At 32.7% G+C, this 14,863-nt stretch carries 15 protein-coding genes; 11 read left to right on the top strand and 4 right to left on the bottom strand.

The annotated features are described in order from the left end of the window. Positions 1-105 precede the first annotated feature (105 nt). Positions 106-819 (bottom strand): DUF4294 domain-containing protein, encoded by a 714-nt coding sequence (locus tag ACOYLP_RS02035; protein WP_422854510.1) that lies wholly within the window; start codon positions 817-819, stop codon positions 106-108. Positions 820-900: 81 nt separating this feature from the next. Between ACOYLP_RS02035 and ACOYLP_RS02040 the strand changes: the two genes are divergently transcribed. Next, positions 901-1,989 (top strand): M42 family metallopeptidase, encoded by a 1,089-nt coding sequence (locus ACOYLP_RS02040; RefSeq protein ID WP_422854511.1) that lies wholly within the window; start codon positions 901-903, stop codon positions 1,987-1,989. A 42-nt stretch (positions 1,990-2,031) separates the two neighbouring features. Here the strand turns inward: ACOYLP_RS02040 and ACOYLP_RS02045 are convergent, their stop codons facing one another. Together ACOYLP_RS02045 and ACOYLP_RS02050 are read right to left on the bottom strand one after the other, a co-directional pair. Beyond that, a complete protein-coding gene (locus ACOYLP_RS02045) occupies positions 2,032-2,982 on the bottom strand; it encodes a phosphoribosylaminoimidazolesuccinocarboxamide synthase (protein WP_422854512.1) in 951 nt (316 codons plus the stop codon). Between the two features lie 166 nt (positions 2,983-3,148). After that, positions 3,149-4,099, bottom strand: a complete 951-nt coding sequence (locus ACOYLP_RS02050; protein ID WP_422854513.1) for a PhoH family protein — start codon at positions 4,097-4,099, stop codon at positions 3,149-3,151. Between the two features lie 123 nt (positions 4,100-4,222). On the opposite strand from ACOYLP_RS02050, the gene ACOYLP_RS02055 reads away from it, so the two are divergent. From ACOYLP_RS02055 to mnmE, 6 genes are all read left to right on the top strand, one after another. Beyond that, on the top strand, positions 4,223-5,047 hold the full coding sequence (locus tag ACOYLP_RS02055) for an SAM hydrolase/SAM-dependent halogenase family protein (protein WP_422854514.1): 825 nt from the start codon (positions 4,223-4,225) through the stop codon (positions 5,045-5,047). 29 nt (positions 5,048-5,076) lie between these two features. Beyond that, positions 5,077-5,373: a putative quinol monooxygenase gene (locus ACOYLP_RS02060; protein ID WP_422854515.1), complete on the top strand. Its 297-nt coding sequence runs from the start codon at positions 5,077-5,079 to the stop codon at positions 5,371-5,373. 80 nt (positions 5,374-5,453) lie between these two features. Next, positions 5,454-6,179 (top strand): gliding motility-associated ABC transporter permease subunit GldF, encoded by a 726-nt coding sequence (gldF, locus tag ACOYLP_RS02065; protein WP_422854516.1) that lies wholly within the window; start codon positions 5,454-5,456, stop codon positions 6,177-6,179. Next, positions 6,179-7,867: a gliding motility-associated ABC transporter substrate-binding protein GldG gene (gene gldG, locus ACOYLP_RS02070; protein ID WP_422854517.1), complete on the top strand. Its 1,689-nt coding sequence runs from the start codon at positions 6,179-6,181 to the stop codon at positions 7,865-7,867. Before gldF ends, gldG begins: the two co-directional genes overlap by 1 nt. 69 nt (positions 7,868-7,936) lie before the next feature. After that, positions 7,937-9,055: a DNA polymerase III subunit beta gene (gene dnaN, locus ACOYLP_RS02075; RefSeq protein WP_422854518.1), complete on the top strand. Its 1,119-nt coding sequence runs from the start codon at positions 7,937-7,939 to the stop codon at positions 9,053-9,055. Between the two features lie 94 nt (positions 9,056-9,149). Beyond that, positions 9,150-10,556, top strand: coding sequence for a tRNA uridine-5-carboxymethylaminomethyl(34) synthesis GTPase MnmE (mnmE, locus tag ACOYLP_RS02080; RefSeq protein WP_422854519.1), 1,407 nt, complete (start codon positions 9,150-9,152; stop codon positions 10,554-10,556). A gap of 131 nt (positions 10,557-10,687) precedes the next feature. Here the strand turns inward: mnmE and ACOYLP_RS02085 are convergent, their stop codons facing one another. Further along, complete coding sequence (locus ACOYLP_RS02085) at positions 10,688-11,722, bottom strand: type I restriction enzyme HsdR N-terminal domain-containing protein (RefSeq protein WP_422854520.1); 1,035 nt, start codon at positions 11,720-11,722, stop codon at positions 10,688-10,690. Between the two features lie 1,282 nt (positions 11,723-13,004). Here ACOYLP_RS02085 and ACOYLP_RS02090 point away from each other — a divergent pair. From ACOYLP_RS02090 to ACOYLP_RS02105, 4 genes are all read left to right on the top strand, one after another. Continuing rightward, positions 13,005-13,478, top strand: a complete 474-nt coding sequence (locus ACOYLP_RS02090) for a BON domain-containing protein (protein ID WP_422854521.1) — start codon at positions 13,005-13,007, stop codon at positions 13,476-13,478. An 80-nt stretch (positions 13,479-13,558) separates the two neighbouring features. Beyond that, positions 13,559-13,747: a hypothetical protein gene (locus ACOYLP_RS02095; protein ID WP_422854522.1), complete on the top strand. Its 189-nt coding sequence runs from the start codon at positions 13,559-13,561 to the stop codon at positions 13,745-13,747. A gap of 30 nt (positions 13,748-13,777) precedes the next feature. Further along, positions 13,778-14,626 carry a universal stress protein gene (locus tag ACOYLP_RS02100; protein ID WP_422854523.1) on the top strand — a complete coding sequence of 283 codons (849 nt, stop codon included), beginning with the start codon at positions 13,778-13,780 and terminating at the stop codon, positions 14,624-14,626. An 18-nt stretch (positions 14,627-14,644) separates the two neighbouring features. Beyond that, positions 14,645-14,836 (top strand): hypothetical protein, encoded by a 192-nt coding sequence (locus tag ACOYLP_RS02105; protein WP_422854524.1) that lies wholly within the window; start codon positions 14,645-14,647, stop codon positions 14,834-14,836. The last annotated feature ends 27 nt before the right edge of the window (positions 14,837-14,863 follow it).

Genomic DNA, 14,863 nt, shown 5'->3' on the forward strand with positions numbered 1-14,863 from the left:
TGCTTCGACAGGCTCAGCATGACAAACTAAAAAGATACAACGGATAGCGGGACAAATCGTCCAAAAGAAGAAAATGGGGCGCTGCTAAAATTTAAAAAAGGATGATTATTTTTTAAGTGACTGGGCTTTCTTCTCCCAATAATCATATAGCTCATCTATATCTAAGGGATTTGCAGGTTTTTGATTAACCAACCTGCCTCTTACAAAAGCCCTGTCCAGAATGGTTTCTATTAAAAAATCTTCATTCACTTCATAAGGCGCATATTTTGTTTTGAGGTTTATATCGAATAGTCGGGCAGTGTTATTAGACCAAAATGCTTTCCAGCCGCTTTTATAATCTTTAATTAATTCAAAGGTGGTATATCCAGTTTGTCGATGGATTAGTTTTACTAGAATTTGACCTTGCTTTCTTGAGAGTTTCTTAAGTTGTCCTGTGAACTCATTCTCCATGTAATTTTCAACAATTTTGAAGTATTTCTTTTTCTCTCTATTTGTTTTCATTTTATCCATATTCTTATTCAAAACCGTCAATCGATCAGCGGCAATTTTGGCAAGTGGATATACTTTATATACTCTATTTTGAAGTAGTTGGAATTCCTTTTTTTCTGCTGCGTTCCACTTATGCCTATAGACAACCACTTCTTCAAGCGGAACTATAGTGTCGTTCGCTTCGATTATAGCATCTCTTTTTGCTAAAGAATCGTTTGTAATCTGGGCATTTGAAATAAAAGAAAAAGGGAAAAATAAAAGGAAGTAAATTAACTTTTTAATCATGTTCTTAAAACTGTTTTTTTGGTATTCGTGAATCTCCGATTTCATTGATATCATTTATTAGTGTAAAAATATGGAATATCCCTAACAACTGTAATGCCAAATTTATATTTTAGCAAAAAATATTATATGGCAACAAAATCTATTCTTACCAAATCATCACTCTCCTTTTTAGAGTCTTATTTAAACAATGCATCACCAACTGGTTATGAATCCAATGGCCAAAAACTTTGGATGGACTATTTAAAACCTTATGTAGATACATTTATAACAGACACCTACGGATCAGCAGTAGGAGTAATAAACCCAGATGCGAAATACAAAGTGGTTATAGAAGGCCATTCGGATGAAATTTCGTGGTATGTGAATTATATTACTGCCGAAGGATTAATATATGTTATAAGAAATGGCGGTTCAGATCACCAAATCGCTCCTTCTAAAAGAGTAAATATTCATACTAAAAAAGGAATTGTAAAAGGTGTTTTTGGTTGGCCGGCGATTCATACTCGAAATCGCGGGAAAGAAGAATCAGCAACCTTACACAATATATTTATAGACTGTGGCTGTTCTTCAAAAGACGAAGTAGAAAAATTAGGCGTTCATGTTGGTTGTGTAATAACATATCCTGACGAATTTATGATTTTGAATGGAAATAAATTTGTTTGCCGTGCCATCGATAATCGAATGGGTGGTTTTATGATTGCTGAAGTTGCCCGACTTTTGAAAGAAAATAAAAAGAAATTGCCATTTGGATTATATATTACTAATTCTGTTCAGGAAGAAATAGGCCTCCGTGGTGCCGAAATGATTACTAATACCATCAAACCTAATGTTGCTATAGTTACCGATGTTTGTCACGACACTACTACTCCGATGATTGAAAAGAAAATCGAAGGAGATTTACAAATGGGTAAAGGCCCTGTAATTGCTTATGCCCCAGCTGTTCATAATACTTTGAGAGATTTAATAGTAGATACGGCTGAAGCTAATAAAATTCCTTTTCAAAGACATGCTACATCAAGAGCAACAGGAACAGACACTGACGCATTTGCCTACAGCAATGGTGGCGTAGCTTCTGCTCTGATTTCTTTACCATTGCGCTATATGCATACCACCGTTGAAATGGTTCATCGTGAAGATGTAGAAAACGTAATTAAACTGATTTATGAAAGTTTGTTAAAAATAGAAAATAACGATACCTTTTCTTATTACAAATAATTTAAATCAAAAAGCATCTGCCCTGGCAGATGCTTTTTGATACTATCTTTTTGATAAAAAATTCAAAACATTCTTTTCTATTCTTTCATTGATGTTTGAGATATCGGCTTTAATGAACTTTTCTCCTAATATATTTTCATACAATTCGATATAACGTTCTGAAACCGTTTCGATATATTCATCGGTCATATTGGGTATTTGCTGTTCATCCCTTCCCTGAAAACCGTTTTCTATTAACCAACGACGAACAAATTCTTTAGATAATTGTTTTTGCTCTTCTCCTTTATCTTGTCTAACTTGATAACCGTCAGCATAAAAATAGCGAGATGAATCTGGCGTATGGATTTCATCTATTAATACAATTTTACCGTCTTTGGTTTTACCAAATTCATATTTAGTATCCACTAAAATCAAGCCCCGGCTTGCTGCGATTTCAGTTCCGCGTTGGTATAAAGCACGAGTGTATTTCTCTAAAATCAAATAATCTTCTTCTGAAACGATTCCCTTGACTAAAATTGCTTCTCTAGAAATGTCTTCATCATGTGAACCATTATCCGCTTTGGTTGTTGGCGTAATAATTGGCATTGGAAATTGGTCATTCTCTTTTAAACCTTCTGCCATAGTTACACCACAAATTGTTCTTTTTCCTAAAGCATACTCACGTGCAGCATGACCAGATAGATAACCACGAATTACCATTTCTACTTTAAAAGGTTCACAAAGATGTCCAACAGCAACGTTTGGATCAGGAGTTTCAATAAGCCAATTCGGAACAATATCTTGAGTCAAATGCATAAACTTGGTGGCGATTTGATTTAGGATTTGTCCTTTATAAGGAATTCCTTTGGGCATTACAACATCAAAGGCAGATAATCTATCAGTTGCAATCATCACCAACAATTCGTCGTTGATGTTATAGACTTCTCGGACTTTCCCTCGATATACAGATTTTTGTACGGGAAACTGGAAATGGGTTGTAGTTATAGTATTCATTATGTTGTGTGTTGTGTGTTGCCTGTCTAACGACAGTTAGATGGATGCAAAAATAGGAATTTGTGATTTATGATTTGTTGTTTTAGATTACTTTTTAAAACAAAAAAATAACCCTATCAATTTTAATTTGATAGGGTTGATAAACTTCCATCGTGAGAATAACAAACTAATCGTTATTCTCAATACTCTTGTAGGCATCGATTACTTTTTTCACTAATCTGTGACGAACAATGTCTTTATCATCAAGATAGATGATCCCGATACCTTCTATGTCCTTTAAAACCAACAAAGCTTCTTTCAATCCCGAAATAGTTCGTCGGGGTAAATCGACTTGTCCAGGATCTCCAGTAATGATAAACTTAGCATTCTTACCCATACGCGTTAAGAACATTTTCATTTGTGAATGCGTTGTATTTTGAGCTTCATCCAAAATAACAAAAGCATTATCCAATGTTCTTCCTCGCATGAAAGCCAAAGGTGCAATTTGTATAATTCCTTTCAAAATGTAGTCGTCTAAAGTTTGTGGCGGCAACATATCGCGTAATGCATCATATAAAGGCTGCATGTAGGGATCTAGTTTTTCTTTCATATCTCCAGGCAAGAAACCAAGATTTTCACCAGCTTCGACAGCAGGACGCGTTAAAATAATTCTTTTTACTTGTTTTTCTTTTAGCGCTTTTACGGCCAAAGCCACACCTGTGTATGTTTTTCCAGTTCCAGCAGGTCCAACAGCAAAAACCATATCATTCTTAGTAACATAATCCACCAACTTTTGTTGATTAGGTGTCATTGCCTTAATCAGCTTTCCTCCTATTCCGTGGACCAAGATTTTATCACTGTCAGGCATACGTTGTTCTTCATGTGAATTACTTTGTATGACTCTATCTATAACATTATCATCAATATTATTATAACGTGTAAAATGCAACATCAGGCGATTGAAACGATTTTCGAACTCATCGAGTTCTTCTTTTTCTCCAAATGCTTTGATGGTTGTACCACGAGCGACAATTTTGAGTTTTGGATAATACCTTTTGATAGTTTCAAGATGAGTATCTTGAGCGCCCCAAAATTCTTTTGGTGCGATGTCGTGTAATTCGATGATACGTTCGTTCAAAAGCGGTTGTATTAAATTAAAATAATTCGCTATATATTATTAGCTTTGTATCCAAATTTAATTAAATAAAACAATAGGTTTCATTATTTTTGGAACCAATTTCAACCAAGTTATAAACAATTTATGTCAATAATCACCTTAACAACCGATTACGGATTAAAAGACCACTTTGTCGGTGCTTTAAAAGGTAAGTTGTTAAGCGAATTTCGCGAAGCTACTATTATTGATATTTCCCACAATATTGACGCCTTTAATGTAGCAGAAGCTGCTTATATAATTGGCGCATCTTATAGTAGTTTTCCAAAAGGAACTGTACATTTAATTGGAGTTGATATTGAATTAAATAACGAAAATCAGCATATTGCCATGCAATGGAATGACCATTACTTTATTTGTGCTGACAATGGGATTTTGAGTATGTTGACGCAAAAGATTGTACCTCAGAAGTTGGTAGCCATTACTATACACGATCGTTTACCTAACGATGCCACCGATATGGATGTGTTTGTAAAAGTGTCCTGTCATTTAGCTAAAGGCGGTTTACTAAATGTTATTGGCAAAGAAATTAAAACCATCAAAGAAGTTACCGAATTACAGGCAGTTGTAAATGAAAATCAAATTAAAGGCTATGTGACTTATATTGATCATTTTGGTAATGTTGTAACTAATATTTCTAAAAAAATGTTTTTAGAAACAGCTAAAAGCAGACCTTACGAACTAAAATTTAAACGCCAGATTATCAAAACCATTCTCCCTAAATATTCTGATATTGGTATTTCAGAAAAATACCCATTGAAATATTATGAAGGTCAAAAGTTGGCAATTTTTAACGAAGCCGGTTTTCTGGAAATTGCAATTTTTAGAAGTAATCCTGATACGGTTGGTTCAGCTACAAGTTTATTAGGATTGAGTTATAGAGATGTGGTTACGATTGAGTTTGGGAATTAAGTGTTTAGGGAAAAGTTAAAAGGTATAATATGTTCATCAGAATAGTAAAAATGAGTTTTCACGAAGAAAATATTCCAAAGTTTTTGGCCAATTTTGATTTGATGAAAAACAAAATACGTGGAGCAGCAGGTAATCGCTTTTTGGAATTGTATCAGGATAAAAATAATCCATGTATATTTTTCACTTATAGCTTTTGGGATACCGAAGATGATTTGGAAAACTATCGGCGTTCAGAATTGTTTTATGACGTTTGGACATTCACCAAAAAACTATTCAACGAAAAACCGGAAGCTTGGAGTGTAGATAAATTAGTAAGTTTAAAATAGTTGTAGTTTATTAGTTCTAAGCTGTAAGTTATTACTTTTACCAACCATGAACCTATAACTTACAAAATACAACAAAAAATATGAAAGCAATAGCGTTACGCGAAATAAAATCCTTCTTTGGTTCCCCAATTGGTTACCTTGTGATTGGATTGTTTCTATTACTCAATGGCTTGTTCCTTTGGGTTTTTGATGGCAAATACAATATACTGCAAAGTGGTTTTGCCGATTTGAGTCCGTTTTTCACATTGGCTCCATGGATTTTCATTTTCCTGATTCCGGCCGTGACCATGCGCAGTTTTTCGGATGAGAAAAAACAAGGTACCATTGAATTGTTATTGACCAAACCTTTGTCGCTTTGGCAAATTGTAAAAGGCAAATTTCTAGGTTCATTTCTACTAATTGTAATTGCATTAATTCCAACCTTAATTTACGTTTATGTGATCAATAGTTTAGGCATGCCCGCGGGTAATATCGATATAGGAAGAACAATGGGTTCTTATTTTGGTTTATTATTCTTAGTCGCAGCGTATACTTCTATCGGAATTTTCACCTCTACGCTTTCTGAAAATCAGATTGTAGCTTTTTTACTTTCGGTGTTTTTATCTTTCTTATTTTACTTTGGATTTGAAGGCATTTCAACTTACACCAAAGGTTTTGAAGATGCCGTTTCACAAATAGGTATGGATTATCATTTCAAAAGTATGTCGCGAGGTGTTTTGGACACAAGAGATATTTTATATTTTGCAAGTGTGGCATTTTTGTTTTTATCAATTACTGTTTTTAAACTTAAATCTTTGAAATCGTAATGAAAACAGCAAACAATAACATTAAAAAAGTAGCGCTCACTATAGGTTTCATAGCGATTTTGAATTTGGCTAGTCATTTTCTTTACAAACGTTTCGACCTAACTGCAGACAAACGTTATACGCTTTCGCAGACTTCTTTAAACATTGTCGCTGACATCAAAGAACCATTATATATAGATGTTTTTCTAGAAGGTGATTTTCCGGGAGAATTCAAAAAATTACAAACCGAAACCCAACAATTACTCGAAGAGTTTAAGTCTCAAAACTCTAATGTTATCTTCCAATTTGTTAATCCGTTGGAAAAAGAAGAAGAGAGAGATAGCATAATGCAATCTTTCATACAACGTGGATTGACTCCGGTAAATGTTACCGTAAACGACAAAGGGCAGCAAACCCAGGAAGTCGTATTTCCATGGGCAATTGCAACCTGCGGCAATCGTTCGGTAAAAGTGCCTTTATTAAAAAACATGATGGGAGCTTCAACAGCCGAAAAAGTGGTGAGTTCGGTTCAGCATTTAGAATATGCTTTTGCTAATGCCATCAACACGGTTTCAAAAGATAAGCAGAAAAAAGTGGTGATAATTAATGGCAATGGTGAACTTGAAGACCGATACATTGCAGATTTTATTAAAACAGTTAGAGACAATTATTTTATTGCACCATTTACATTAGATTCTGTTGCTAAAACTCCGGTTCAGACTTTAGAACACCTAAAAAAATATGATTTAGCGATCATTGCCAAACCAACGGAAGCGTTTTCAGACGAAGAAAAACAAGTATTAGATCAATACGTAATCAACGGCGGAAAAACGATTTGGTTGGTTGATCAAGTCAACATGGAAATAGACAGCCTGTATAATGAAACAGGAACAAATCTGGCATTCCCAAGAGATTTGAATTTGAATGATATGTTTTTTAAATATGGTATCAGAATTCGACCTGATTTGATAAAAGACTTAGTAGCAACACCAATTATATTAGAAACTGGCGAACCTGGAAGCGGTACTCAAAAAGTGCAATTGCCTTGGTACCTTTCACCTATGATTTATCCTTCGCAAGATGCAAATAATCCAATTGTAACTAATTTGGACGGAATCAAGTTTCAATTTTGCAGCCCGATTGAACCATTAAAAAACAACATCAATAAAACCATTTTACTCCAATCGTCTCAATATTCAAAACTAATTGGTGCTCCGTTTGAAGTAAGTTTGAGAATGGCATCAGAAGAATTGGGACCAAAAGATTTTACTGGTTCAGGGAATTATCCTGTAGCCGTTCTTCTCGAAGGAAAGTTTCATTCGGTATACGAAAATAGGGTTTTACCATTTAAAGATTCTAGTTTCAAAAATATTGGAAAAGAAAACAAAATGATTGTAATTTCTGATGGTGATGTGATTAAAAATCAATTGGACAAAGATGGAAGAGAAGTTGAATTAGGTTTGGATCAACGAACCGGAATTCTTTATGCCAACAAAGATTTTATGATGAATTGCGTCAATTATTTACTGGACGACAACGGACTTATTAACATTAGAAGTAAGGAAGTGAATTTACCTATTTTGGATAAAGAAAAAGTATATGAATCCTATACACAATCGCAAGTCATAACTGTAGCAGTACCAATCTTTATTCTCTTATTGTTTGGTATTGCATTCACCTTTTTGCGCAAGCGAAATTATAGCAAGTAATGTTAATAAAAAACTTTTTGAAATCTATTAGTTTAAGATATATTTGTAAAAATTAAATAAAAAATTCAGATGAAATTTATAGTATCGAGTTCATACTTATTAAAACAACTACAAGTATTAGGTAGTGTTATCAATAGCAGTAACACCTTGCCTATTTTAGATAATTTTCTTTTTGAATTAGACCATAAAAATCTAAGCGTTTCAGCTTCTGATTTGGAGACAACCATGTCGGCTACTTTAGAAATTGATTCCACAAGCAAAGGAAGCGTTGCTGTTCCGGCGAAATTATTATTAGACATTTTAAAAACATTTCCTGAACAACCCTTAACTTTCACTGTAGAAGAAAACAGCACTATAGAAATCAGCTCCAATTCAGGAAAATATGCTATTGCGTATGCACCAGGAGAAGAATTTCCAAAATCAGTAAGTTTAGATAACCCATCTTCAACAGTTGTTCCTTCAGAAGTTTTAGCAACAGCTATAAGTAAAACTATTTTTGCTGCCGGAAATGATGATTTACGTCCGGTAATGAGCGGAGTGTTTTTTCAATTCTCTCCAGAAGGGTTGATTTTTGTGGCTACTGACGCTCATAAATTAGTAAAATATGCTCGTACCGATGTGAAAGCTTCGCAAGTAGCAGACTTCATTATGCCAAAGAAACCTTTGAATATTTTAAAAAGTATTTTAGGAACTTCTGATGCAGATGTGACAATTGAATACAATGATTCGAATGCTACTTTCTCTTTTGATAGTTATATTTTGACTTGTCGTTTGATAGATGGAAAATATCCAAACTATGAAGCGGTAATTCCAAAAGAAAATCCAAATAAATTAATGATCAACAGAGTTTTACTATTGAATTCTGTTCGTCGTGTTGCGATTTTTTCTAACAAAACTACACACCAGATTCGCTTGAAAATTGCTGGCGCCGAATTAAATATTTCTGCCGAAGATATTGACTACTCAAACAAAGCAGAAGAAAGATTGACTTGCGATTACCAAGGTGATGATATGCAAATTGGATTTAATTCCCGTTTCTTATCTGAAATGTTGACTAATCTAACTTCTGACGAAATCATGTTAGAAATGTCAATGCCAAATCGTGCCGGAATTTTAACACCTATAGATGGCTTAGATGAAGGCGAAACCGTTACCATGCTCGTAATGCCGGTAATGTTAAATAGCTAAATATAAACTAATCTTTATACTGAGAAACCGTCCGATTGAAAAATTAGGACGGTTTTTTTATTTATAAAGTTTTACCTTTGCTCAAATTCAAAAAATGATTTCACAAGAAACTATTGTTGCTTTAGCATCGCCTTCGGGTGCTGGTGCCATTGCTGTTATCCGAATTTCGGGTACGGAAGCTTTGACTATTGCTGAGCAAGTATTTCAATCGGTATCTGGGAAATCATTATCCGAACAAAAAACGCACACTATTCATCTTGGCCATATTGTGGATGAAGGGAAAATTCTTGACCAGGTTTTGCTCTCTATTTTTAAAAACCCACATTCTTATACCGGCGAAGACGTTGTTGAAATATCTTGTCACGGCTCAACTTATATTCAGCAACAAATTATTCAATTGCTATTGCGAAAAGGCTGTCGAATGGCGCAAGCAGGAGAATTTACGTTACGGGCTTTTTTAAACGGAAAACTGGACTTGTCACAAGCGGAAGCGGTTGCCGATTTGATTTCGTCAGATAATGAAGCTAGTCACCAAATTGCGATGCAACAAATGCGTGGTGGATTCTCTAATGAAATAGCCAAACTAAGAGAAGAACTTTTAAATTTTGCTTCATTAATCGAACTCGAATTAGACTTTGCCGAAGAAGATGTAGAGTTTGCCGACAGAACTCAGTTTAGCGAATTATTAACTCGAATTGAATTTGTGTTGAAGCGTTTAATCGATTCATTTGCTGTTGGAAATGTAATTAAAAACGGTATTCCGGTGGCGATTGTTGGCGAGCCTAATGTTGGAAAATCTACCTTATTAAATGCTTTATTGAATGAGGAAAGAGCCATAGTTTCTGAAATTGCCGGCACGACTCGCGATACGATTGAAGACGAATTAGTTATTGGTGGCATCGGATTTCGATTTATTGACACGGCAGGAATACGGGAAACTAAGGATGTGGTGGAAAGCATTGGAATCAAAAAGACTTTTGAAAAGATAGAACAGGCTCAGGTTGTTCTTTTTTTAATTGATAGTTTACAATTGATAATTGATAATGAGGAGACTTTAAAAATTGAAATTGAGAAGATAAGAAATAAATTTCCCAAAAAAGCTTTGATTGTTGTTGTCAATAAAGTTGATTCGTTAAATCAGACACAAAAAGAAGTATTATTCACTAAATTATCAATTATCAATTATCAATTATCAATTGAAATTTCCGCCAAAAACAATATAGGAATTGACGAACTTAAAAACCAACTTTTATCTTTTGTTAACACCGGTGCTTTGCGCAATAACGAAACGATAGTAACCAACACCCGTCATTACGATTCGCTGCTAAAAGCTTTGGAAGAAATTCAAAAAGTAAAATTTGGTTTGCATTCTAACTTGTCTTCTGATTTAATGGCAATTGATATCAAACAAGCGTTGTATTACTTTGGTGAAATAACCGGTGAAGTTACTAATGATGAACTTTTAGGGAATATTTTTGCGAATTTCTGTATAGGGAAGTAATTTCATTTGGCTTACTGATGGAATTGTATTATACTTTGATATAGATTTTGGGTTTACGAATGTTGATTATATAATTAAACAAAAGAAAAACCAATGACGGAACTCCTTTTTTTTTGCATAAATGCATTTTTTTAAACCAAATTAGACAAAGCTGACTCTGTCAATTCTCTTTTTAATTTTGTGATCGAAGAAACAGAAACATCCTCTAATTCGTATCTACTGCCATTAATATCGATTGCTTTCAATTTTTCTTTGAATACCAAGGAACAAATATTTTTAGTTTGTTTTTCATCAACAATAATAAGAAATGAATTTTTCAAATCTCTATAACTTATTCTGTCCAAATCAACTGCTTTAATTTTTGAAGACATCGCAAGAATGGTTTTGATTACATTGTATGCCTTTATTTCTTCAACGGTTGTGATTATTCCACTGTTCGAATCGGAAATTTCTTTTTGTACGATTCTGTCTAATGCTGTCTTAATCGAAATAGAATTAATCGAATCTTTAATTTGTTTCAATGCTTTCTCAGTTGACCTTAAACCGCCCATATTTTTAAATATTAATTTGACTAAGTCATCTGTATCAACTAATGTTTTAAATAAAGCATTGTCAAAATTATCTAAAAAATATACATCCTCTGCTTCTTGAAGAATATCATTGATTTCTATTGTTTGTCTATTGAATAAAGCTAATATTTCTAATTGAACCATATCATAATTGGTCAAATCAAAAGTGAAAAATGGTTTTGTATTCAATCCTTTTTTTTCACGAGCATTAACAGTATAGAAATTATAAATAACACCATTGGTTAATATTCCAATTTTAGCAGTTGGAGTATACAAACAATATTCGTTTAGTTGTCTAAAATGATTGTCATTTAACTTTGCAGTTACGCTTTTACACTCAATTAGCATCAAAGGATCTTTCTTTCCTAATGTTATAGCAACATCTACTTTACGACCCTTTTTATCGCCCATATCTGCAATATGTTCGTTATTATAGTCAATTAACTTAACATAATTTAGTATATTTAAAAATGGATGTATCAAATTATCTCTTGTTTGATACTCATCCTTACTTGAATTTATTGCTAAATTAAAATCCCAATTATCAAAAGATTTTTTGAGTTGGTTTGTTATCTGTTTTAGTTTTTTACTGTCCATAGATTTAGTGAAATGTTTCTAAATTCAAAAGTAGTATTTTTTTTAATATAAATTTTTACCGCCTTTATTTTTAATTTATTTTCTTACATTTAATTTCTATATAAAAATTTAGTTATGAAAAAAATACGGGTTTAGGAAAGTGGACAGGAATATTAGTAAAGCAATAAAAAGGAGACAAACAATTTCTTATTTTCAATACTGAAAACAAATTCAATTTTTTAGCTCAAAAATGAATTTAATGACAAGTATTGTATCTTATTTGTACCTCAAAAACTTAAAGCACTTAATTAATTGGTAAAGTTTTTTTCTGAAATTAAAACCTGAAAATAATACTTCAATCTCCTCGAATAAAAGCAATATTTTGATTTTTAAAATATTATTTTAATTATACTCCACTATTTACTGATTACAATCACTCAAACACATGACCGTTGTCATTATTGTTTTGAAAAAACCGTTTTACCTTTGGGTAAGATTTAAGTTCATAGATATACCAGAATATAAAAGAATTGATGCTTGCCATAGGCAATTGTACAACTAAAATTCCAAAAGGAAAATTAGAAAGTTAATGCTGAGAATGAAGTATAGTTTTATGAGTGGAAATGTTGGTGTTTCGTAAGGAGCATAAACCCTAACACTTTGAGATGAATTATAGTTTTAAACAAGCGTCATACAGAGGTCTCGGTTAATAGCCGGGACCTTTGTTTCAAAAATTCTAAATTAGTACTGGAAGTGATTACAATCACTCAAACACATGACCGTTGTCATTATTGTTTTGAAAAAACCGTTTTACCTTTGGGTAAGATTTAAGTTCATAGATATACCAGAATATAAAAGAATTGATGCTTGCCATAGGCAATTGTACAACTAAAATTCCAAAAGGAAAATTAGAAAGTTAATGCTGAGAATGAAGTATAGTTTTATGAGTGGAAATGTTGGTGTTTCGTAAGGAGCATAAACCCTAACACTTTGAGATGAATTATAGTTTTAAACAAGCGTCATACAGAGGTCTCGGTTAATAGCCGGGACCTTTGTTTTTATATGCAATTTCTTTTAGTATAACCTTAACTAATAAAGTTATACAATCAAAGATTAACATGCTTTGCTTATCCATGCAGGGTTTGGAACCGAACTGCAGCAGACTCAATAAAAAATAATAGTCGATAAAAAATTTTCTAACTGACCAAGATCATGTTCCATTGTGATAAATATCACATTCTAAAGATTTCATTTTAAAGAACTTTGAGATGATAATAATTTACATCTAAAAAAACAAACCAAGATGAATACGGATGAAATTTTACAAAAAAATGTGCAAGATGCTCTCAAATGGAAACCTCAGTTACAGGCTGCTGAAATTGGTGTTATTGCAAAAAATGGGATAGTAACTTTAACCGGAACAGTAGACAATCATTATAAAAAAAGCGAAGTCGAAAATGCCATCAAAAAAGTAAGTGGTGTTAAAGCAATAGTTGAAAAAATTCAGATAAAGACAGCCGATTCAAAAGATATTACAGACAACATAATTGCAGAAAGAATTTTGAATGTTTTTAAATCTGACTTTTCAATTCCTCATGAAAAAATAAAATTAAAAGTAGAAAAAGGATGGGTGACATTAGATGGAAATGTAACCTGGAAATATCAAAAAGAAGCTAGTAAAAGTGCAGTTACTGCTCTTATGGGAGTTAGAGGCGTAACCAATAACATCAAAACTCGCTCAGAACGAATCGATAATGTTAAATATAAAAAAAAATAAAAAAGGAAACAGAAAAAGTAATAATAACCAACTTACTATTTAAGAATGATGAGCTTACGATTAAAAAAGGTTTATTAAAGTTGAATGGTGTTATAGAAGTAATTATTGAACCCGAAAATAATGAGGTTGAAGTAACTTTTGAGCATATTGATAGAGAAAAAATAATTAATCGCCTCTATGCGCTGGGTTATTTTGAAGATTATACAGAAAATCGTTTGTTATTTCAAATAACTAGTTCCCCCATTGCTTTACCTCTAAGATGGAATTAGTTATAAGTGTATTAATATAAAAAACTAGAGATGAATAAAGTATTAGTAACCTTAGATTTTTCGGCAAACTCGAGAAAAACCATTCGTTTTGCCATTCAACTGGCATCAAAGTCTAAAGCTGAAATAGTATTTTTTCATATGATAAATCTAATTCAACCTACTTCAGATGCTGTTTGGGATTATATGTATTACGCTAAATTTCAAGATGAAGCATTAGAACAAAGTAAAAAACATTTGGCAAAATTAATAAAAGAGGTTTACAACAATAAATTACCTGCAGGAGTTAAATATTCTTGTATTTGTCAGTCAGGAAATGATGTGGGAAACCAAATTATTTCCTATGCCCAAAAAAACAAAGTTGATTTTATTTTTGTTGGAGCACGAGGAACTGGCATTGTAGCAAAACTTTTTGGAAATGTTGCCACATATTTGATCACTAAATCCCCTATTCCTGTATTTGTAATTCCTAAAAATTATCGACTAAAACCACTTACTGATTTATGTTATGCATCAGATATGGAAAATCCGGAAACCGAAATAAAAAAGGTATTAGAGTTGGCTACATCTTTAAGAGCTAGATTAAAAGTCCTCCATTTTGATTATGAAATTGGACTAAAAGAAAACCAAGATAAGTTAACCCAGATAGCACAAAAATTTGAAAACAAAAATGTAAAATTTCAATATAAAAAATTAAATGCTCTCTATCCTTTAAATGATCATTTGAGAAAAGCAATAACATTAATTAAACCATCACTGGTGGTACTTTTTACAAAACAAAATCGAAATTGGTTTGAGCGGTTATTTCTATCCAGCGAGTCAGCTGAACTTTCATTTACGGCAAAAGTGCCGCTTTTAGTGTATCGTAAAACAAGTTTATAAACATAAAATTAATTAATCATGAATTCAACAAAAAAAATCGGCATTTGGATGGATTATTCCAAAGCACATATCATGGAGCTTTCTGAAAGACCACATGAAATAGCAATTATAGAATCAAAATTTGAAACAAAACTCCATTCAAAAGAAAAAGGAAAAGGAGAAAAATACCTACATTTTCTTGCCAATCAATGTAAAGAAGACTTACTTTAATGAAATAGCCAACATAATTTTAAACTA

The organism is Flavobacterium sp. (assembly GCF_049318325.1).
GTDB lineage: Bacteria > Bacteroidota > Bacteroidia > Flavobacteriales > Flavobacteriaceae > Flavobacterium.